The 19,887-nt window shown below is 61.6% G+C and carries 17 protein-coding genes; 7 read left to right on the top strand and 10 right to left on the bottom strand.

What is annotated here, in order from left to right; genetic code table 11:
* Window positions 1-4: 4 nt before the first annotated feature.
* A complete protein-coding gene (locus MHI61_RS26030; protein ID WP_239792908.1) occupies window positions 5-1,222 on the bottom strand; it encodes an adenylate/guanylate cyclase domain-containing protein in 1,218 nt (405 codons plus the stop codon).
* A 63-nt stretch (window positions 1,223-1,285) separates the two neighbouring features.
* Window positions 1,286-2,311: a LacI family DNA-binding transcriptional regulator gene (locus MHI61_RS26025; protein ID WP_239791118.1), complete on the bottom strand. Its 1,026-nt coding sequence runs from the start codon at window positions 2,309-2,311 to the stop codon at window positions 1,286-1,288.
* A gap of 96 nt (window positions 2,312-2,407) precedes the next feature.
* On the opposite strand from MHI61_RS26025, the gene MHI61_RS26020 reads away from it, so the two are divergent.
* The 4 genes from MHI61_RS26020 (at window position 2,408) to MHI61_RS26005 (ending at window position 8,115) form a co-directional block, all read left to right on the top strand.
* On the top strand, window positions 2,408-3,589 hold the full coding sequence (locus MHI61_RS26020) for a phytanoyl-CoA dioxygenase family protein (RefSeq protein WP_239791117.1): 1,182 nt from the start codon (window positions 2,408-2,410) through the stop codon (window positions 3,587-3,589).
* 197 nt (window positions 3,590-3,786) lie between these two features.
* The gene (locus tag MHI61_RS26015) at window positions 3,787-4,608 is read left to right on the top strand and encodes an SDR family oxidoreductase (RefSeq protein ID WP_239791116.1); all 822 of its coding nucleotides are present in this window, start codon (window positions 3,787-3,789) and stop codon (window positions 4,606-4,608) included.
* 94 nt (window positions 4,609-4,702) lie between these two features.
* Window positions 4,703-5,614 carry an SMP-30/gluconolactonase/LRE family protein gene (locus MHI61_RS26010; RefSeq protein WP_239791115.1) on the top strand — a complete coding sequence of 304 codons (912 nt, stop codon included), beginning with the start codon at window positions 4,703-4,705 and terminating at the stop codon, window positions 5,612-5,614.
* Between the two features lie 254 nt (window positions 5,615-5,868).
* A complete protein-coding gene (locus MHI61_RS26005; protein ID WP_239791114.1) occupies window positions 5,869-8,115 on the top strand; it encodes a glycoside hydrolase family 2 TIM barrel-domain containing protein in 2,247 nt (748 codons plus the stop codon).
* Between the two features lie 6 nt (window positions 8,116-8,121).
* On the opposite strand, the gene MHI61_RS26000 is transcribed toward MHI61_RS26005, so the two are convergent.
* From MHI61_RS26000 to MHI61_RS25985, 4 genes are all read right to left on the bottom strand, one after another.
* On the bottom strand, window positions 8,122-9,237 hold the full coding sequence (locus tag MHI61_RS26000; RefSeq protein ID WP_239791113.1) for an ABC transporter ATP-binding protein: 1,116 nt from the start codon (window positions 9,235-9,237) through the stop codon (window positions 8,122-8,124).
* Window positions 9,238-9,240: 3 nt separating this feature from the next.
* Window positions 9,241-10,233, bottom strand: a complete 993-nt coding sequence (locus MHI61_RS25995; protein ID WP_239791112.1) for a carbohydrate ABC transporter permease — start codon at window positions 10,231-10,233, stop codon at window positions 9,241-9,243.
* A complete protein-coding gene (locus tag MHI61_RS25990; protein WP_097583436.1) occupies window positions 10,230-11,183 on the bottom strand; it encodes a sugar ABC transporter permease in 954 nt (317 codons plus the stop codon). Before MHI61_RS25990 ends, MHI61_RS25995 begins: the two co-directional genes overlap by 4 nt.
* A 111-nt stretch (window positions 11,184-11,294) precedes the next feature.
* Complete coding sequence (locus MHI61_RS25985; RefSeq protein ID WP_239791111.1) at window positions 11,295-12,554, bottom strand: ABC transporter substrate-binding protein; 1,260 nt, start codon at window positions 12,552-12,554, stop codon at window positions 11,295-11,297.
* A 449-nt stretch (window positions 12,555-13,003) separates the two neighbouring features.
* On the opposite strand from MHI61_RS25985, the gene queC reads away from it, so the two are divergent.
* The 3 genes from queC to queE are packed head-to-tail and all read left to right on the top strand — an operon-like array spanning window position 13,004 to window position 14,795.
* On the top strand, window positions 13,004-13,714 hold the full coding sequence (gene queC, locus MHI61_RS25980; protein WP_239791110.1) for a 7-cyano-7-deazaguanine synthase QueC: 711 nt from the start codon (window positions 13,004-13,006) through the stop codon (window positions 13,712-13,714).
* The gene (gene queD / locus MHI61_RS25975; RefSeq protein WP_239791109.1) at window positions 13,714-14,070 is read left to right on the top strand and encodes a 6-carboxytetrahydropterin synthase QueD; all 357 of its coding nucleotides are present in this window, start codon (window positions 13,714-13,716) and stop codon (window positions 14,068-14,070) included. Before queC ends, queD begins: the two co-directional genes overlap by 1 nt.
* On the top strand, window positions 14,067-14,795 hold the full coding sequence (gene queE, locus MHI61_RS25970) for a 7-carboxy-7-deazaguanine synthase QueE (RefSeq protein WP_239791108.1): 729 nt from the start codon (window positions 14,067-14,069) through the stop codon (window positions 14,793-14,795). Before queD ends, queE begins: the two co-directional genes overlap by 4 nt.
* A gap of 16 nt (window positions 14,796-14,811) precedes the next feature.
* On the opposite strand, the gene MHI61_RS25965 is transcribed toward queE, so the two are convergent.
* The 4 genes from MHI61_RS25965 to nrdI all read right to left on the bottom strand — a co-directional run bounded on the left by MHI61_RS25965 (window position 14,812) and on the right by nrdI (window position 19,875).
* The gene (locus tag MHI61_RS25965; protein WP_239791107.1) at window positions 14,812-16,035 is read right to left on the bottom strand and encodes an adenylate/guanylate cyclase domain-containing protein; all 1,224 of its coding nucleotides are present in this window, start codon (window positions 16,033-16,035) and stop codon (window positions 14,812-14,814) included.
* 102 nt (window positions 16,036-16,137) lie between these two features.
* Window positions 16,138-17,112, bottom strand: coding sequence for a class 1b ribonucleoside-diphosphate reductase subunit beta (nrdF, locus tag MHI61_RS25960; protein WP_239791106.1), 975 nt, complete (start codon window positions 17,110-17,112; stop codon window positions 16,138-16,140).
* A gap of 175 nt (window positions 17,113-17,287) precedes the next feature.
* Window positions 17,288-19,492 carry a class 1b ribonucleoside-diphosphate reductase subunit alpha gene (gene nrdE, locus MHI61_RS25955; RefSeq protein ID WP_239791105.1) on the bottom strand — a complete coding sequence of 735 codons (2,205 nt, stop codon included), beginning with the start codon at window positions 19,490-19,492 and terminating at the stop codon, window positions 17,288-17,290.
* On the bottom strand, window positions 19,471-19,875 hold the full coding sequence (gene nrdI, locus MHI61_RS25950; RefSeq protein WP_097583446.1) for a class Ib ribonucleoside-diphosphate reductase assembly flavoprotein NrdI: 405 nt from the start codon (window positions 19,873-19,875) through the stop codon (window positions 19,471-19,473). The genes nrdE and nrdI overlap by 22 nt, the downstream gene beginning before the upstream one ends.
* Between the last annotated feature and the right edge of the window lie 12 nt (window positions 19,876-19,887).

Raw genomic sequence — 19,887 nt, 5'->3', positions numbered from 1 at the left:
GAAATCAGCCGTTCAGTCGGGCGCTGTCAAGAGTATACAGTTCCTGCGCGCGCTGCACGCCGCGCAACGCATAACGTCCGACGCATGCAAGCGCGGCGCGCTCTTCCTGGGGTATGGCCGCAGCGAAATCAGAGGAGATCAGCAGGTTGAGATCGACCGAACGGCACATTGAGGCGATCCGGCTGACCTCGTTGACGGCGGGGCCGATGACGGTGAAGTCCAGCCGGTCCTGGCTGCCGATATTGCCGTAAAAGACATCGCCGATATGCAAGCCGATATAGACGTCCGTCGTCGCCCGGCCGTCGGCCGCGCGCGCGGCATTCAGCGCGGCGAGCTTTTCCCGCAGCAGCGATTCGGCGCTGAGCGCCGCACGGCATGTCTCAGCCGGCACCTCGCCCTTGAAGATCGCAAGCACACCGTCGCCAATCAGCTTCAGCACGTTGCCGCCCGCCTCGTGGATCGCCGAGATCGCCACCTCGCTGTAATCGTTGAGCAGCGGGATGATTTCCTCGGGCGGCACACGGTCGGAAATCTTGGTGTAGTTCAACAGATCGGAAAACCAGAGCGCCGCGGAAATCCGCTCCGACTTGCCGCGGCTGATCTTGCCTTCCATCACCTGGCGCGCCGCGTCCTCACCGAGATAGACTTCGGCGATGGTGCGGGCGATCCGCCCCAGCGCGATGCACTTGATCGCCAATCCGAGGACCGGCACGAGCTTGCGCAGGATGGCGAGATCGTGATCGGAAAAACCCTCAGGATGTTTGGTTGCGAAATGCGAGAAGAAGCAATCCATCTCGCCGATCGTGCCGGCTTCGCTGAAACGATGCATCATCGCCACGAAATCCGTGTGGCCGGCTTCCGCGATCTTGTCGAGCATGCTGAAATCGGTCGGATCGCCGAAGCCCAGGCGTCGGCGCACCTCCCGCTCGTTGCCAGACCAGAGATGGTAGAAGGCCGAGCGCTGCCAGTTCGCGGCAGCTTCGCCCGAGCTCGTCGGACCGTATTCGAATTCGGCTTCGATCTCCTCCACGCTGTCCCAGCGGAAGGCTCGGCCCTCATGCACGGGGTGCAGCGTGTCCATCAGCGCCAAGCCGCGGTCGAGCGGCAGGCCGGCATTCCGGCAGGCCGCGCAGAAGCCCGTCATCAGTTCGGCTTCCGAAACACCCTTCAGTCCCTGCTCCGTAACCCAGGCCGCAATTGTGCTGACGTCGCTGTAATCCATGCCGCTTACCTCGCTCATATCAAGCTTTAGCCCAAATCCGGCATCGATGGAAAGCCGATTGGCTCAATCGCCGGCCGACATGTTGTAGGGCGTGATGATTTCAACCGCTGAAAGCAAGGCGGGAACCGTCCGCCGGGCTGAGGCCTCGCGGCTCATGATCGCCCTGAAGGCCGAACGCGCATCGGTTCTGAGATCATGATGCAGCACGAAGCCGATCCGGCGTGCCGCAAGCAAAGCCCGATTGTCGGCATCGAGATCATGGGCGACAAAGACGCGGACCGGACGGTGGGCGGCTTCGAAGGCTGCCAGCACGGCTCGGTTGCCGCCGCCAATCGAATAGACGGCATTGATCGCGGAATCGGCCGCGAGCGCTGCCGCCGCAAGCGCTCCCGTCGCCGCATCGCTGCCGTGTCCCTCGCTGATTTCGGTGACGCCGATGTCGGGGTAATGGGCACGGATGACGCGGCGAAAACCGATTTCGCGCTCCTCCTCGCCGCGGAACCGCCCGCTCGACAGCGTCACCAGCACCTTGCCGCTGTCACTCCCGAGGCATTCGCCGACAAGATGGGCCGCAGTTTCTCCCGCCGCCCGGTTGTCAGCGCCGGCATAGGCGATGCGCGCCGAATTCGGCAGGTCGGTCACCAGCGTCACCACGGGAATCCCGGCCGCATCCGCCCGCGCGACGGCGGCAACGACCTCGCCGACATCAGGAGCCTTGAGTACGATGCCGTGCGTGCCGCGCAGCCGGATGCGATCGAGAAGCTGCACAAGTTCTGCCGGCTTCAGCACTTCGGCAAAGTGGAAGCGGCAGCGAAAGACGCCGGGCAGAAAGGTTGCCATCTCTGCCTCGAAGGCGGCCCGTACCGCATCACTGAAACGCTGCGGCGTCTCCATGACGATATCGATCGCCAGCGTGCGCCCGCTGCTCATCGCCCCCGTCTGCTGCTTCTCCAGCTCCGCGATCGCCGCTCTCACCCGCATTTCCGTCTGTTGCCGCACGCCCGGCCGGCCGTTCAACACCCGGTCGACGGTTGCGGTGCTCAGTCCGGCCTGAAAGGCGATGTCCTTGACGAGAAAAGCATGTGCCATGGGAACCCTTCCTGATGGTTTTTTGATGGATTCCTGATCTACATCACCGCGCATCGCGGCGTATAGTGCCTCATCGGAAACAGGGAGGAGCCTGGGATGAAAACCGATAACCAGCAGAAATTGCGGGCCGACCGTGTCTGGCTCTCTGAAGATGCCTGCGATCTTACCGATTTTCGCCGTGTTGCGGAAAAGACGACCGCGCTTGCCGATTACCCCACCGCGTCAGCGGTCGAGAAAAACATCCTGATTTATGACAGCCGCAAGGTGATGGCGGCGGCAGCGGAAGACCGGCGCGCCGTGCTGGCCGAAATCTGCGAGGCCTTCGGCGAAGGCCCCGGCGTCATCGTGTTTAAACATGCTTACGAGGATACCGGCGTCATCGACCGTGCCGGTGCGATCTTCGACGCGATCATCGACGAACAGCATCGCACCTCGACCGGCGGCGGCGATCACTTCGCCAAACCCGGCGCCAACGACCGGATCTGGAATTCGCTGGAAAAACATTGCCTCGCCGATCCAACGAATTTCGCCGAATATTACAGCAACGCCATCGTCGCGCTGGCGAGCGAAGCCTGGCTCGGCCCGAGCTATCAGATGACGGCGCAGGTCAACCGCGTCAATCCGGGCGGCTCAGCACAGTCGGCGCATCGCGATTACCATCTCGGCTTTCAGTCGTCTCAGGTGATCGAGCAGTTTCCGGCGCATGTGCACCGGCTTTCGCCGGTGCTGACGCTGCAGGGCGCGGTCGCCCATTGCGATATGCCGCTCGAAAGCGGCCCGACGCTCTTCCTGCCGCACAGCCAGACCTATGTGCCGGGTTATCTCGCCCTGAAGCGCCAGGAATTCCGCGATTATTTCGAAGCCAACCACGTGCAGCTGCCGCTCGAAAAAGGTGATATCGTCTTCTTCAATCCCGCCCTCTTTCACGCCGCCGGCACCAACCGCTCGGCCGACATCAAACGTGTCGCCAACCTCCTGCAGGTCTCCTCCGCCTTCGGTCGGGCAATGGAAACCGTCAATCGCGAGAGGATGAGCGCCAGGCTCTTTCCCGCGTTGAATACCTTGCAGGGCAGGCTTACGCCCGATGAAATCACCAACGCCGTCGCGGCTTGCGCCGAAGGCTATTCCTTCCCGACCAATCTCGACCGCGACCCGCCGCTCGGCGGCCTGGCGCCGAAGACGCAGGCACAGCTGATGCACGAGGCATTGAAGGAAGGCTGGAGCGACGAGGCCTTTACGGCAGCGCTTGCCGAGCAGGCGAGGAAGAAGTTGAGCTGACTAGAGAGCTGGAGCCCCCTCATCCGCCCTACGGGCACCTTCTCCCCGAGGGGAGAAGGGGAAAACAGACGGCGCGGCATATCCCTTCTCCCCGGGGAGAAGGTGGCGGCAGCCGGTTGAGGGGCCACACACGTTGACATAACCGCCTCCCGTACCCGCGGGAGGCCATTCGCGCATCACCACCGAGGAGGAACCACATGAGCACGAACCACGACCGCCTTGACGGCAAGATTGCGATCGTCACCGGCGGCACCCAAGGGCTGGGCGCAACCATCGCCCGTCTTTTCGCCGAACGCGGTGCGCAAGGCATCGTCATCTGCGGTCGCAACGAGGCCAAGGGCAAGGCGAAGGCCGCGGAGATTTCGGCCGCGACCGGCGTGAAGGTCGTCTACGTCAAGGCCGACCTCGGCAAGGTCGAAGACGCGCAGAATGTTGTGCACGCCTGCGACGAGGCCTTCGGCCGGGTCGACGCGCTGGTCAATGCCGCCGCCATCACCGATCGCGGCACCATCCTCGATACCAGCCCGGAACTCTTCGACGCCATGTTCGCCGTCAATGTCCGCGCGCCGTTTTTCCTGATGCAGGAGACGGTGAAGGTCATGCGCCGCGAAAAGACCGAAGGCACCATCGTCAATATCGGCTCGATGTCGGCCAAAGCCGGCCAGCCCTTCATCGCCGCCTATTGCGCCTCCAAGGGCGCGTTGGAAACGCTAACGAAGAACACCGCCTATGCGCTCTTGCGCAATCGCATCCGCGTCAACGGCCTCAACATCGGCTGGATGGCTTCCGAAGGCGAGGACCGCATCCAGCGCGAATATCACGATGCCCCCGCCGATTGGCTGGAGAAGGCGGCAGCGAACCAGCCCTTCGGCCGCCTCGTCGATCCGCATGAGGTGGCGCGCGCCTGCGCTTACCTGTCGTCGGCCGAATCCGGGCTGATGACCGGCTCGGTCATCTGCTTCGACCAGTCGATCTGGGGGGCTTACGACGGCTCGCCGCATCCGGTCGCCGCCCTCTGAAAAACTGGAGCCGGGCATTTCCGATCACCGGGCTCTGGCACCTCCCTCCGTTTGTCGCTAGGAAAAGGACAGCAGCATTCAGGGAGGAACTGGCGTGGCCGACAATCCGCTTTATGACATCCGCGATGAACGTTTCGGCGCTCTGGTCATCGGCAGCGCCGCGCTCGAGGAACTCTATTGCGGCTGCCGCTGGACGGAAGGCCCGGTCTGGTTTTCTGACCTCAACTGCCTGCTCTGGAGCGATATCCCGAACGAACGCATGATGCGCTGGACCCCCGACGGCACGGTCTCGGTCTTCCGCTCGCCCTCCAATTACGTTAACGGCAACACCCGCGACCGGCAGGGTCGGCTGGTGTCCTGCGAACATGGCGGCCGCCGCGTCACCCGCACCGAACTCGACGGCAGCATCACCGTTCTCGCCGACAGCTACAAAGGCAAACGGCTGAACTCGCCGAACGATGTCGTCGTCCATTCCGATGGCGGGATCTGGTTCACCGATCCGACCTACGGCATCCTGTCCGATTACGAGGGCCACAAGGCCGAGCCCGAGCAGCCAACCCGAAACGTTTACCGGATCGACCCTTCAAGCGGCGCAATCGAGGCCGTCGTCGAGGATTTCATCCAGCCGAACGGCCTTGCCTTCTCGCCCGACGAGACGAAACTCTACATCGCCGATTCCGGCTCGGCAAAACATGACGTGCCGCGCCATATAAGAGTTTTCGACGTCGTCGACGGCAGGAAGCTCGCAAACGGCCGCTATTTCTGCAGCCTCGATGTCGGCAATCCCGACGGCTTCCGCTTCGATATCAGCGGCAATCTCTGGACGAGCGCGGGGGATGGCGTGCACTGCTTCTCACCCGACGGCGCGCTGCTCGGCAAGATCAGGGTGCCGCAGACGGTCTCCAACCTCACCTTCGGCGGCCTCAAGAAAAACCGGCTCTTCATCACCGCGACGCGCTCGGTCTATTCGATCTATACGAAGACCAACGGCGCCCAATATCCGTGAGGATCAGGCACCGGCTTGAAGATCGCCGTTCCGGGATGACGAATTGCATAAAAAAAGCTAAAGCGCGTCACACGAATGAGATTCGATGTGCGTGCTTCAGAGCATGATGCCGAAACCTGTGAGCGGTTTCGGACAACATCCTGTTCTGGCAGCCCGCAGATCCATTGCATCAAGAAGGGATGTCCCGATGACCCGATTTTCACGCGCCGTAGGGCGCCGCACGACTTCTGATGCCATGACCGGGAGAGCCTGAGATGCGTTCCGTCGTTTCCTTCAACGAAGGCTGGAGTTTCCACGAGGGCTTCGGACAGCGTCTGCTCGAAAGCTTCGACGCCGGCAAGTCGGTCAGCCTGCCCCATACCGCTGTCGAACTGCCGTTCAACTATTTCGACGAGAAAAGCTATCAGCGTGCCTTCACCTATCAAAAAGTGCTGCGCTGGCTGCCGGAATTCGAGGACCGCGAGGTTTCGCTCGTTTTCGACGCCGCCATGGCCGACAGCGTCGTCTATCTGAACGGCGAAGAAATCATCGCCCACAAGGACGGCTACACCCCCTTCGAGGCCCGTTTCACCAGCAAGCTCATCAAGGGCGAGAACCTCGTGACCGTCAAGATCGACGGCAGCGAAAACCCTGAGATCCCGCCCTTCGGCGGCCGCATCGATTATCTGACCTATGCCGGCATCTACCGCGACGTCTGGCTGAAGGTCACCGATCCGGTGTCGATCCGCAATCTCAAGATCGAAACCGCGGACGTCCTCGCTCCGGAGAAATCGGCAACCATCGGCGTTGATATCGCCAATCCCGAGGCCCGCAGCTTCTCCGCGACCGTCACCGCCACGCTGAAGCAGTCGGACGGCGCGGTGATCGCCACCGCAGCAACCGAGACGATCGGCGACCGCACCAGGCTTTCCTTCGGCGGCCTCACCGGCATTACCCTCTGGGACATTACCGATCCCACGCTCTACGAAGTCACCGTCGAACTCCGGACGGAGCACGGCTCCGACCGTGTCTCCACCCGCTTCGGCTTCCGCACCGCCGAATTCACGCCGGAAGGCTTCCTCTTGAACGGCAAGCCGCTCAAGCTGCGCGGCCTCAACCGCCACCAGTCCTTCCCCTATATCGGTTATGCCGCCGGCCGCTCCGCCCAGGAGCGCGATGCCGACATCATGAAAAGCGTGCTGAAGTGCAATGTTGTCCGCACCTCGCATTATCCGCAGTCGAAATGGTTCCTCGACCGCTGCGATGCGATCGGCCTGCTGGTGTTCGAGGAGATCCCCGGCTGGCAGCATATCGGCGATGCCGACTGGCAGAAGGAATCGATCGAGAACGTCCGCCGCATGATCGAGCGCGACTGGAACCATCCTTCGATCGTCATCTGGGGCGTGCGCATCAACGAGTCCCAGGATAATCACGATTTTTACGCCGAGACCAATCGCCTCGCCCGCGAGCTCGACAGCACCCGCCAGACCGGCGGCGTGCGTTACATCACCGAGAGCGAACTGCTCGAAGACGTCTACACGATGAACGACTTCATCCTCGGCAACGAGGAACTGCCGGGCGCCAATCGCCCGCGCACCGCATTGCGCGGCCAAGAGGAAAATACCGGTCTGTCCCGGAAGGTGCCGTATCTCATCACCGAGTTCAACGGCCACATGCACCCGACGAAGGTCTATGATCAGGAGCAGCGCCAGGCCGAGCATGTGCGCCGTCACCTGGAGGTGCTGAATGCCGCCTATGGCGACCCCGATATTTCGGGCGCGATCGGCTGGTGCATGTTCGATTACAACACCCACAAGGATTTCGGCTCGGGCGACCGCATCTGCTATCACGGCGTCATGGACATGTTCCGCGAGCCGAAATTCGCCGCTTATGCCTATATCAGCCAGTGCGACCCGTCCGACGAGATCGTCATGAAGCCGGTGACCTTCTGGGCGCGCGGCGAGCGCAATATCGGCGGCGTGCTGCCGCTGATCATCCTGACCAATTGCGACGAGGTGGAACTGCGATATGGCGGCCTCAGCAAGCGCATCGGCCCGGACCGAGAGAATTATCCGCATCTGCCGCATCCGCCCGTCGTGCTCGATCATCGCCACTTCACCGCCGACGAGCTCGGCACCTGGGGTCTCGAATGGATCGACGGCGCCTTGACCGGTTATATCGGCGGCGAGCCGGTGGCGAGCCTGACGTTTGCCGCCGATCCTCTGCCGACGACGCTGGAAATCGTCGCCGACAGCCACACGCTGAAAGCCCGGGAACGCGACAGCACCCGCGTCATCATCCGCGCCCTCGACCAATGCGGCCAGCGACTGCCCTTCATGAACGACAGCATTTCGCTGAAGGTGCATGGACCCGGAAAAATCGTCGGCCCGGCCAATGTGCCGCTGCAGGGCGGCACCGCCGGCTTCTGGCTGGAGGCGACGGGTCTGGTCGGCGAGATCACCGTCGAAGCGGTTTCCTCGCGTTTTGCGCCGGTGACCCTCACTGTGACGGCCGCCGCCTGACGGCCATCACGCGATCCGCATCTGGCTGTCGGGATCGAAGAACACGGCCTTGTCGAGATTGAAGGCAAGGCGGGTGTTCTGGCCCGGGGCGATGCCGGCATCGGCGCGCAGGCGGGCGACGACGGATTTGCCGCCGAGCTTGGTGACGGCGAAGGTGTCGGAGCCGGCCGGTTCGACCACCTCGATCAGGCAATCGTCCTCGGTCAGCGAGCGCGCCTTGCGGTCGGCGCCATCCGGATCGGTCAAGGCTTCCGGGCGGATACCGAAGATCACCTGCCGGCCGGCATAGGCCGACAGGCCGTGATTGCCTGCGACGACCGGCAGCCTCAGCGGCGCGCCGTTCGGCCGCTCGAGTGCGACGGCAAGCCCGGAGACACCGGCCTCGACGGTGGCGTTGAGCAGGTTCATCGCCGGCGATCCCATGAAGTCGGCGACGAAGAGATTGGCCGGGCTGTTATAGATCTCGGCCGGCGTGCCGAACTGCTGCAGCACCCCGTCCTTGAGCACGGCGATCTTGGTCGCCAGCGTCATCGCCTCGATCTGGTCGTGGGTGACATAGACGAAGGTGGTGCCCATGCGCTGGTGCAGCCGCTTGATCTCGGTACGCATGTCGACGCGCAGCTTGGCGTCGAGATTGGAGAGCGGCTCGTCGAACAGGAAGACCTGCGGATTGCGCACCAGCGCCCGGCCCATGGCGACGCGCTGGCGCTGGCCGCCGGAAAGCTGGCTCGGCTTGCGGTCGAGCAGATGACCGATCTGCAGCATGTCGGAGACCTGCTTGATCGCCTTGGCCCGCTCCTCCTTCGGAACGCCGCGGATCTCCATGCCGAAGGCGATATTGCCGGCCACCGTCATGTTCGGATAGAGCGCATAGGACTGGAACACCATGGCGATGTCGCGCTTGGACGGATGCAGGCCGTTGATGGCGCGCCCGTCGATCCGGATATCGCCAGAGGTGATCGTCTCCAGCCCGGCAATGGTGTTGAGCAGGGTCGACTTGCCGCAGCCGGACGGGCCGACCAGCACGAGAAAGCCGCCCTTTTCGAGTTCGAGGTCGATGCCCTTGAGGATGTCGACGGCGCCGAAGCGTTTTCTGAGACCGGAGATTTCGAGGAAGGCCATGACTTACCCTTTGACTGCGCCCGCCATCAGACCGCGCACGAAGTAGCGGCCGGCGAGGATGTAGACGATGAGCGTCGGAACGGCCGCGATCATCGCCGCCGCCATGTTGACATTGTATTCGACCACCCCGGTCGAGGTGTTGACGACATTGTTGAGCGCCACCGTCATCGGCATGGAGTCACCGGTGCCGGCATAGGCCGAGGCAAACAGGAAGTCGTTCCAGATATTGGTGAACTGGTAGATGACGGTGACGACGATGATCGGCAGCGAGTTCGGCAGCATGATGCGGCGGAAGATCTGGAAGAAGCTGGCGCCGTCGACCTGGGCGGCGCGGACCAGCTCGGTCGGAAAGGCCTCGTAGAAGTTGCGGAAGAACAGCGTCGTGAAGCCGAGGCCATAGACGACATGGACGAAGACCAGGTTGACCGTCGAATTGCCGAAGCCGAAGTTCCAACCGGTGGCGTTCTGCAGGGTGACGCCGAAGCGGCCGAGCGAGCCGAGGATGGTCGCCATCGGGAGTAGCACCGACTGGAACGGGATGAAGCAGGCAAACAGCATCAGCCCGAACACCAGCGTGTGGCCGGGAAAGCGCCATTTGGTCAGGACATAACCATTGAGCGCCCCCATGATGGTGGAGATGGCCACGGCCGGCACCACCATCTTGATCGAGTTCCAGAAGTAGCCCTTGATGCCGGCGCAGGTCAGGCCGACGCAGGTCTCGCCCCAGGCCTTGACCCAGGGATCGAAGGTCGGGGCCTCAGGCAGCGCCAGCATGTTGCCGCCCTGGATCTCGTCCATCGTCTTGAACGAGGTCACGAGCATGACGAAGAGCGGCATCAGGTAGAGGATGGCGAAGATCACCAGCAGGCCGTAGATGACCAGCCGGCCGATCCAGCGGGTGTTGTTGCTGCTCTTGTCGCTGTTGTCGCCGCTCTGCGAGAGCGTTGCGGTCGAGGTTGCCGCCAGGGTCTGGGTTGGAGAGGTGACGCTGCTCATCGGGCCTTCTCCTTCAGTTCGGAATAGAGATAGGGAACGATGATCGCCGAGATGGTCATCAGCATGATGATGGCGCTGGCCGAGCCGACGGCCATCTCGTTGCGCTTGAAGGTATATTCATACATGAAGTTGGACGGCAGCCAGGCCGAGCCGCCCGGCCCGCCCGAGGTCAGCGCCACCACCAGGTCGTAGGACTTGATCGCCATATGGGCGAGCACGATGAAGGCGGAGAGGAAGATCGGCCGCAACAGCGGAATGACGATGCGGCGATAGAGCTGGAAGGGCGAGGCGCCGTCGATCTGCGCCGCCTTCATGATCTCGCCGTCGATGCCGCGCAAGCCGGCCAGAAACATCGCCATGACGAAGCCGGAGGCCTGCCAGACACCGGCGATGACGACGGTGTAGATGACGAAGTCCTTGTTCTTGATCCAGTCGAAGTGGAAGCTCGTCCAGCCGAAGTGGTGCAGCGTCTGCTCCAGCCCGAGGCCGGGGTCGAGGAACCATTTCCAGGCCACCCCGGTGACGATGAAGGAGAGCGCCATCGGATAGAGGAAGATCGGCCTGAGCAGCCCCTCGCCGCGGATCTTCTGGTCGAGCAGGATGGCGAGCAGCAGGCCAAGCGCCAGGCAGATGCCGACATAAAGGAAGCCGAAGATCGCCATGTTGGTGATCGAGGTATACCAGGAGGACGGCGGGTCGCTCTCGAAGGTCCAGCGCCACAGCCGCTGATAGGCGCGTGGCCCGGTCAGCGCATAGGACGGAAAGGTCTTGGAATTGGTGAACGACAGATAGGCCGTCCAGACGATGAAGCCGTAGACGAAGACCAGGGTGATGACGAAGCTCGGCGCCAGCACGATCTTCGGCAGCGCATCCTGCAGCCGGCCCCGCAGCGAGATCGGCGTCGCTTGCCCGGGGGTCAGAACCGGATCGGTGGTGGCAACAGTGCTCATGGATATCATCTCCCTTCCCGCAGGATCGGCTCGGCATTTATCGCTGCGGAGCCTGAAGCTTCCCCGGCCCAAGAGACGGGGAAGCATATTCATCGACAGATCTCAGCGCTCTCAGCGGGCGTCGTCGATCGCCTGGACGAGTTGCTTGACGGCTTCGTCGGAGCTCTTGATCTGGCCATGGACGAACTTCGAGACGACGTCCTTATAGGCATTGGCGATCGCCGGCGGGGCGCCATAACCCTGGGCCAGCGAGCCGAACAGCGTGCCGCCCTCATTGGCGGCCTTCAGGTCGGCGATGCCCTTCTTGCCGCAGGCGTCGAAGTCGGTGTCGGGAACGTCGGTACGGGCCGGCACCGAACCCTTGACGACGTTGAAGGCCGACTGGAAGCTCTTCGACAGCGTCGCGGTTGCCAGCGCCACCTGCGCCGCCTTGCGGTCGTCGGGGACGTTGAACATGCCGAACATGTCGGAGTTGTAGATGACGCTGCCGTCGGTGCCGGGGAAGCGGTAGCAGAGGAAGTCGGTATCCGGCGTCTTCTTGGCGGCGACGAATTCGCCCTTGGCCCAGTCGCCCATCACCTGCACCAGCGCATCACCCTTGATGACCATGGCGGTCGCCAGGTTCCAGTCGCGGCCGGAGAAGTTCGGATCGACGTATTGGATGATCTTCGCCAGGTTGTCGAAGGACTTCTTCATCGTCTCCGACTTCAGCGACTCCTCGTCGAGGTCGTTGAAGGCTTTCTTGTAGAATTCCGGGCCGCCGGTCGACAGCACGATGGAATCGAACATCGTCGCTTCCTGCCAGTTCTGGCCGCCGAGCGCCAAGGGGATGACACCGGCAGCTTTGGCCTTGTCGAGCAGGGCGATCAGGTCGTCGAAGGTCTTCGGCTCAGTGCCGCCGATCTTGTCCATCACCGCCTTGTTGATCCATAGCCAGTTGACCGAATGGACGTTGACGGGGGCTGCGACCCACTTGCCGTCATAGACGGAGAACTTCTGCAGGGCCGCCGGCACCGACTTGTCCCAGCCTTCCTTCTTGGCCGTCTCCGTCAGGTCGCCCATGACGCCGGCCTCGGCATAATCGAGCACGGTGTAACCCAGCATCTGCGAGGCGGTCGGATAGGTGCCGGCCGCCACCATTGCCTTCAGCGCCGTCATCGCCGCATCACCGCCGCCGCCGGCAACCGGCACGTCCTTCCAGGCAAAACCTTCCTTCGACAGATCCTCCTTCAACACGTTCAACGCCGCCGCCTCGCCGCCGGATGTCCACCAGTGCAGCATCTGCACTTCCTTGACGTCGGCGGCGCGGGCCGCACCGAGGCCAGCCATCATCACGACGGCAACAGCCGCCGAGCTCAAAAACTTGCGCATAAATTCCTCCCATTGAAAATCGGCGGCGGGCCCTCCCTGCCGCCCGATGCTTTCCGCCTTGCGGCGGTCAACATTCGGCCGCGCTCCTCCGCACGGTTGCTAATTTAAAACGTTATAAGCCTCTGATCGTCAAGTCCTTTCTCGACTCCCGAGAAAAATATGCCTTTTCTATTATCCTATTGAATTAATTACTTTATCAATCCTGCTATTTACCAGTCCACCTATGCGCCTTTGATATCCAGACGCGGTCTCCATCTCGCCCGCGAGTGCGATCTCATCCGCAGCCGACGTATCGATTGCGCATTGTCGCCAACGCCATCCACGAGGATCGGCCGCTGATCAATTTTCCGATCATTAGGCGCGGCCTATTTCCCTGAGGCGTGATTTGCCGTAGAAGCACGCCGTAATCCGGTCGCAGCCCACCCGGTCAAAACAAGGGAATCCAAAATATGAAGACTCTCGTCGTCTGCTCTGGCGGACTCGACTCCGTTTCGCTTGCACACAAGATAGCAGCGGAACAACAGCTTATCGGCCTCGTCTCCTTCGACTACGGCCAGCGGCATCGCAAGGAACTCGACTTCGCCGCCCGGTGCGCCGCGCGTCTCGCCGTTCCTCATCATATCATCGATATCGCCGCCATCGGCGGCCATCTCAGCGGATCGGCTCTGACCGACAATGTCGAGGTCCCGGACGGCCACTATGCCGAGGAGACCATGAAGGCCACCGTGGTGCCGAACCGCAATGCCATCATGCTGGCGATCGCATTCGGCCTTGCGGCCGCGCAAAAGGCCGATGCCGTTGCCGTCGCCGTGCACGGCGGCGACCATTTCATTTACTCCGACTGCCGGCCGGGCTTCATCGACGCCTTCCAGCGCATGCAGAACGAAGCGCTGGACGGTTATGCCAGCGTCAGACTGCTGGCGCCCTATGTCGATGTTTCCAAGGCGTCGATCGTCGCCGACGGCGCAAAACATGGTACGCCGTTTGCGGAGACCTGGTCCTGCTACAAGGGCGGCAACCTTCATTGCGGGCGCTGCGGAACCTGCGTCGAACGCCGCGAAGCCTTCCACCTTGCCGGTGTCACCGATCCAACGGACTATGAAGACCGGGACTTCTGGAAAACGGCAGTGTCGCAATATTCCGCGGCGGAGGTGCGTTGATGTACCGCATCACCAAGGAGTTTCATCTCTCCGCTTCGCACCAGCTGGATCATCTGCCGGCCGACCATCAATGCGCCAGGCTCCACGGCCACAACTACGTCGTGGTCGTCGAGCTCGCCGCCGAAAGCCTGAATGACGACGGGTTCGTTCGCGACTATCACGACCTGTCGCCGCTCAAGTGCTATATCGACGAGGCTCTCGATCATCGCCACCTGAACGAGGTCTTCGGCCACTCGAAAGTCACGTCCGAATTCCTGGCCAAGCATTTTTACGACTGGTGCAAACAGCGTTTCCCCGAGACATCGTCCGTCCGCGTCAGCGAGACGCCGAAGACCTGGGCGGAGTACCGGCCATGAGCGGAGAGACCATTCGCGTCAGCGAGATCTTCGGCCCGACCATCCAGGGCGAAGGCGCTTTGATCGGGCTGCCGACGGTGTTCGTCCGGACGGGCGGCTGTGACTATCACTGTTCCTGGTGCGACAGCCTCCACGCCGTCGACAGCGCGTACCGCGATCAATGGAGCCCCATGTCGGCCGAGGCGATCTGGCAGGAGGTCACGAAGCTCTCCGGAGGCAGGCCGATGACGGTTTCTTTGTCCGGCGGCAATCCGGCGATCCAGCCTTTGGGACCGCTAATCGAGCTCGGCCACTCCCAGGGATACCGCTTCGCGCTGGAAACGCAGGGAAGTGTGGCCCGGAACTGGTTTCGCGATCTCGATATCCTGGTCTTGAGCCCCAAGCCGCCGTCAAGCGGAATGTCGACCGATTGGGGCGAGCTCGACAATTGCCTTCGGCTCACCGCCGGCGGGCCGGAGATCGCATTGAAAATCGTGGTCTTCGACGACGCCGACTACGCGTTCGCGCGGCAGGTGGGGGAGCGCTATCCCTATATTCCCTTGTTCCTTCAGCCCGGAAACCACACACCGCCGCCACCCGATGACGACGACGCGCGTATCGATATCGACGGCGTGATGGATCGGATGCACTGGCTCGTCGAGAAGGTGACGACCGACCGATGGTTTGCGCCGCGCGTGCTGCCGCAGCTGCACGTGCTGCTCTGGGGCAACAAACGAGGGGTGTGAACCCCTCCGCCGAAACCTATTGTTCCGGGAAAGCGAAGACATCGACCGGCTCGCCGAGCCCGCGCAGCGGGAAGGTGCCGAGACTGTCCATATCTTGCGCGCAGCCCGCCATTTCGACGAAGGCCCGCGACAGGAGCACCGGACGCTTGACCTCCTTGGTCAGGCTTTCCAGCCGCGAGGCGACATTAACCGCCGGGCCGATGACGGTGAAATCGAGCCGCCGGCGCGAGCCGATATTGCCGTACATGACGTCACCGACATGCACGCCGACACCGTAGCGCAGCGGTTCACGTCCGTTGCCCGCATACTGCTGGTTCAACTGCGCCATCAACGCCTGCCCGTCGCGGATCGCCTGCAGCAGATCATGACAGGCCGTTTCCTTGGCTAGTGGGAAGATCGCCAGCAATCCGTCGCCCATGAACTTCAGGATCTCGCCGCCATAGCGCTCAATCGGGTCGGACATGGCGTCGAAATAATCGTTGAGCAAATGGATGACGTCGTCGCGTGGCCAGAGATCGGAGATCGCCGTAAAGTCGCGCAGATCGCAGATCATGATCGCCGCGCCGACGGTGGCGCCGCTGCCGCGCGTCGTGACGCCCGACAGGATATGTTCGCTCGCATGCGGTCCCACATAGGTCTGCAGCAGCGTGCGCGCCATGATATTCTTCAGCCGGATTTCGCTGACGAGGGTCAGGGCCGGCAACAGATCTCGCAGGAAATCGACGTGCTCGCTTTCAAAACCGCCCGGCCGTCTGGTGGAAAATGTCGCGACGTGGCGTTTGCCGAAGGTATGTTCGAGCGGCCAGGCGATATACTCCGTTAGCCCGTCGTCTCGCAGTTCTTGAAAGAGCGGATACTGGTCCTCGCCATCCGCGCCTTCCAGACGTTTGCGCACTTCCTCCACACCGGTATGGATCGCGTTGATCGGACTGTGCTGGAATTCAGGTGTGTTTTCCACACCGTAGGCAAATGTGTTGATCTTCGCCTCAGCGAGCCCCTCCTCCCAGAGAATGCGGGCGCCGACCCATTGCGGATGGTTCGTCCGGAAATGCAATGAGGCCCGGGCCACCGGCACACCAGCCGAAAGCAGCTTCTCACACATTTCCACCAGGATGTTGTCGATGAAGCGCTCGCCGCGCGTCTCGTTCACCAGCCAGTCGAGAATCCGCCTCCTGCGGATCGGCCAGACGCCCTCGTCCGCTTCAACGGCAGTCCCAGTCTTGTTCAAAAAGGGCGACATCAAAAACTCCGCTACGTCACGTCATTGGCAAGGATCGAATTCAGTTTCCGCTGAATGTGGGCGACAGGGAAGCAAATGATAAGGGCAGACTGCGAGAAAGCCTCAGAAATCCCAATCTTCGTCTTCGGTCGCGACCGCCTTGCCGATCACATAGGAGGAACCGGAGCCCGAGAAGAAGTCATGGTTCTCGTCGGCATTCGGCGAAAGCGCCGACAGGATCGCCGGATTGACCTTGCAGGCCTCGGCCGGGAAAAGCGCCTCGTAGCCGAGGTTCATCAGTGCCTTGTTGGCATTGTAATGCAGGAATTTCTTGACGTCCTCGGTCAGCCCGACACCGTCATAGAGCGCCTCGGTATATCGCGCCTCGTTGTCGTAGAGCTCGAGCATCAGGTCGAAGCCGAAATCCTTGATCTCCTGCCTTCTCTCCTCGGACAACCGCGCCAACCCGCGCTGGAACTTGTAGCCGATATAATAGCCGTGCACCGCCTCGTCGCGGATGATCAGCCGGATCATGTCGGCCGTGTTGGTCAGCTTGGCGCGGCTCGACCAGTACATTGGCAAATAGAAGCCGGAATAGAACAGAAAGCTTTCCAGGAAGACGCTCGCAACCTTCTTCTTCAAGGGATCGCCGGAACCATACTGCTCCATGATCAGCGCCGATTTCCGCTGCAGGAACTCGTTCTCCTCCGACCAGCGATAGGCGTCGTCGACGTCGGGCGTCGAGCACAGCGTCGAGAAGATCGAGGAATAGGAGCGCGCATGCACCGCCTCCATGAAGGAGACGTTGGAAAGCACCGCCTCCTCGTGCGGGGTTACCGCATCCTCCATCAGCCTGATGGAACCAACGCCATTCTGGATCGTGTCGAGCAGCGTCAGCCCGGTGAAGACGCGGATGGTTAATTGCTGCTCGGCCGGCGTCAGCGTCGCCCAGGAGGAAATGTCGTTCGACAGCGGCACTTTTTCCGGCAGCCAGAAATTGCCGGTCAGCCGGTTCCAGACTTCGAGATCCTTGTCGTCCTCGATGCGGTTCCAGTTGATGGCGCGCACGCGGCTGATTGGCTTTAGCGCGATGTTCATGGTGATTATGTCCTTCCAATAGATCTGATGGCGCTCGGAGCCCCCTCACCCTGCCCTCTCCCCGAGGGGAGAGGGGATGTCGCGCCTGCCGCAGATGTCTTCTCCCCATCGGGGAGAAGGTGCCGGCAGGCGGATGAGGGGGCCGTTCGCTCTAAGGCTCGCGGCCGAAATCAACTCACAACGTACAAGACACACATCCCTGCACCTCGGTGCCGGACAGCGCCATCTGACGAAGGCGGATGTAGTAGATCGTCTTGATGCCCTTCTTCCAGGCATGGATCTGCGCCTTGTTGATATCGCGCGTCGTTACCGTGTCACGGAAGAACAAGGTCAGCGACAGGCCCTGGTCGACATGCTGGGTTGCCGCCGCATAGGTATCGATGATCTTCTCGGCGCCGATCTCGTAGGCGTCCTGATAATAATCGAGATTGTCGTTGGTCATGAACGGGGCCGGATAATAGACGCGGCCGATCTTGCCTTCCTTGCGGATCTCGATCTTCGAGACGATCGGATGGATCGACGAGGTCGAGTGGTTGATATAGGAGATCGACCCCGTCGGCGGGACCGCCTGAAGGTTCTGGTTATAGAGGCCGGAGGCCATAACAGCCTTCTTCAACGACGCCCAATCGTCCTGCGTCGGAATATGGATTCCTGATTTGTCGAACAGCGCCTGCACCTTCTCGGTCGCCGGCTTCCATTCCTGCTCGGTATATTTGTCGAAATAGTCGCCGGACGCATATTTCGAATTTTCGAAGCCCTTGAACCTGCTGCCGCGTTCGACCGCCAGCAGGTTCGAGGCGCGGATCGCGTGATAGGTCACCGTATAGAAATAGATATTGGTGAAATCGACGCCTTCCTCCGAGCCGTAGAAGATCCGTTCGCGGGCGAGATAACCGTGCAGATTCATCTGGCCGAGACCGATCGCATGGCTTTCGTCATTGCCCTTCTCGATCGACGGGACCGAGGCGATATGGCTCATGTCGGAGACCGCCGTCAGCGCCCGGATCGAGGTCTCGATCGTCTTGCCGAAATCGGCGGAGTCCATCGCCGCCGCAATGTTCAGCGAGCCGAGATTGCAGGAAATATCCTTGCCGAGATGCTTGTAGGAGAGATCGTCGTTGTATTCGCTCGCCTCGCTCACCTGCAGGATCTCCGAGCAGAGATTGCTCATGGAGATGCGCCCGGCAATCGGGTTCGCCCGGTTCACCGTGTCCTCGAACATGATGTAGGGATAGCCGCTCTCGAACTGGATTTCGGCGAGCACCTGGAAGAATTCGCGCGCCTTGATCTTCTTCTTCGAGATGCGCGCATCCGCCACCATCTCGCGATACTTTTCCGTCACCGAAATCTCGGTGAAAGGCACGCCGTAGACGCGTTCAACGTCGTAAGGCGAGAACAGGTACATGTCCTCATTGTTTTTCGCGAGCTCGAAGGTGATGTCGGGCACGACGACGCCGAGCGACAGCGTCTTGATGCGGATCTTCTCGTCGGCATTTTCGCGCTTGGTGTCGAGGAAGCGCATAATGTCGGGGTGATGGGCGTTGAGATAAACGGCGCCGGCTCCCTGACGGGCACCGAGCTGGTTGGCATAGGAGAAACTGTCTTCGAGCAGCTTCATCACGGGGATGATGCCCGACGACTGGTTCTCGATCTGCTTGATCGGCGCGCCGGCCTCACGGATGTTTGTCAGCGACAGCGCCACGCCGCCGCCGCGCTTCGACAATTGCAGCGCCGAATTGATCGACCGGCCGATCGATTCCATATTGTCCTCGACCCGCAGCAGAAAGCAGGAGACGAGTTCACCGCGCTGCTTCTTGCCGGCGTTGAGGAAGGTCGGCGTCGCCGGCTGGAATCGGCCTGAGATGATCTCGTCGACCATGTCGCGGGCAAGCGCTTCGTCGCCCTGTGCCAGGGTCAGCGCCACCATGCAGATGCGGTCTTCGTAGCGCTCGAGATAGCGCTTTCCGTCGAAGGTCTTCAGCGTATAGCTGGTGTAATATTTGAAAGCGCCGAGAAAGGTCGGGAAACGGAATTTCCTGGCATAGGCCTGATCGAACAGGTCGCGCACGAAATTGAAGGAATACTGATCGAGAACCTCCTGCTCGTAATAGCCCTCGGTCACGAGGTAATCGAGCTTCTCCCTCAGATTGTGAAAGAACACCGTGTTCTGGTTCACATGCTGCAGGAAATACTGCTTCGCCGCCATGCGATCCTTGTCGAGCTGGATCCTGCCCTCATCGTCATAGAGGTTCAGCATGGCGTTCAGCGCGTGATAGTCGAGCGTTTCCGCCGCTTTCAAAGGACGTTCGCCGGCGGGATGAGCAAAAGTGTTATGCGGTTTTGCGCCCGCATCCCGCGTCAGAGTTGTTCCCGTGTCCAAAATCGTTCCATTCCGTGTTTGACGTTGGCGACATCCTCGGCCGTGCCCATGAGCTCGAACCTGTAGAGGTAAGGCACCTGGCATTTGCGCGAAATCACGTCGCCGGCGAGCCCGTATGTCTCGCCGAAATTGCTGTTGCCCGCGGCAATCACCCCGCGGATATGTCCTCGGTTTTCCGCATCGTTCAAGAAACGGATCACCTGCTTGGGAACGGCACCCTTGCCACCGTCGCCGCTATAGGTCGGCACAATGAGAACGAAGGGTTCGCGGATAGGGAACGCCTCTGCGCCGCTGGCCGGAATGCGCGCCGCGCGCAGCCCGAGCCTGGCGACGAAGCGATGGGTATTCTCCGATCGGCTGGAATAATAGACGAGCAGCCCCATCGCCGTTTTCCG

The organism is Rhizobium sp. K102, assembly GCF_022385315.1.
Taxonomy (GTDB): domain Bacteria; phylum Pseudomonadota; class Alphaproteobacteria; order Rhizobiales; family Rhizobiaceae; genus Rhizobium; species Rhizobium croatiense.
The sequence above is the reverse complement of the archived record's forward strand: the minus strand, read 5'-3'. Positions and strand labels throughout refer to the sequence as shown.

Excerpts from the sequence above, each read along its gene's own strand:
- MHI61_RS26030 (WP_239792908.1), bottom strand. The coding sequence starts at position 1,222 with ATGGATTACAGCGACGTCAGCACAATTGCGGCCTGGGTTACGGAGCAG.
- MHI61_RS26025 (WP_239791118.1), bottom strand. The coding sequence starts at position 2,311 with ATGGCACATGCTTTTCTCGTCAAGGACATCGCCTTTCAGGCCGGACTG.
- MHI61_RS26020 (WP_239791117.1), top strand. The coding sequence starts at position 2,408 with ATGAAAACCGATAACCAGCAGAAATTGCGGGCCGACCGTGTCTGGCTC.
- MHI61_RS26015 (WP_239791116.1), top strand. The coding sequence starts at position 3,787 with ATGAGCACGAACCACGACCGCCTTGACGGCAAGATTGCGATCGTCACC.
- MHI61_RS26005 (WP_239791114.1), top strand. The coding sequence starts at position 5,869 with ATGCGTTCCGTCGTTTCCTTCAACGAAGGCTGGAGTTTCCACGAGGGC.
- MHI61_RS26000 (WP_239791113.1), bottom strand. The coding sequence starts at position 9,237 with ATGGCCTTCCTCGAAATCTCCGGTCTCAGAAAACGCTTCGGCGCCGTC.
- MHI61_RS25995 (WP_239791112.1), bottom strand. The coding sequence starts at position 10,233 with ATGAGCAGCGTCACCTCTCCAACCCAGACCCTGGCGGCAACCTCGACC.
- MHI61_RS25990 (WP_097583436.1), bottom strand. The coding sequence starts at position 11,183 with ATGAGCACTGTTGCCACCACCGATCCGGTTCTGACCCCCGGGCAAGCG.
- MHI61_RS25985 (WP_239791111.1), bottom strand. The coding sequence starts at position 12,554 with ATGCGCAAGTTTTTGAGCTCGGCGGCTGTTGCCGTCGTGATGATGGCT.
- queC (WP_239791110.1), top strand. The coding sequence starts at position 13,004 with ATGAAGACTCTCGTCGTCTGCTCTGGCGGACTCGACTCCGTTTCGCTT.
- queD (WP_239791109.1), top strand. The coding sequence starts at position 13,714 with ATGTACCGCATCACCAAGGAGTTTCATCTCTCCGCTTCGCACCAGCTG.
- queE (WP_239791108.1), top strand. The coding sequence starts at position 14,067 with ATGAGCGGAGAGACCATTCGCGTCAGCGAGATCTTCGGCCCGACCATC.
- MHI61_RS25965 (WP_239791107.1), bottom strand. The coding sequence starts at position 16,035 with ATGTCGCCCTTTTTGAACAAGACTGGGACTGCCGTTGAAGCGGACGAG.
- nrdF (WP_239791106.1), bottom strand. The coding sequence starts at position 17,112 with ATGAACATCGCGCTAAAGCCAATCAGCCGCGTGCGCGCCATCAACTGG.
- nrdI (WP_097583446.1), bottom strand. The coding sequence starts at position 19,875 with ATGGGGCTGCTCGTCTATTATTCCAGCCGATCGGAGAATACCCATCGC.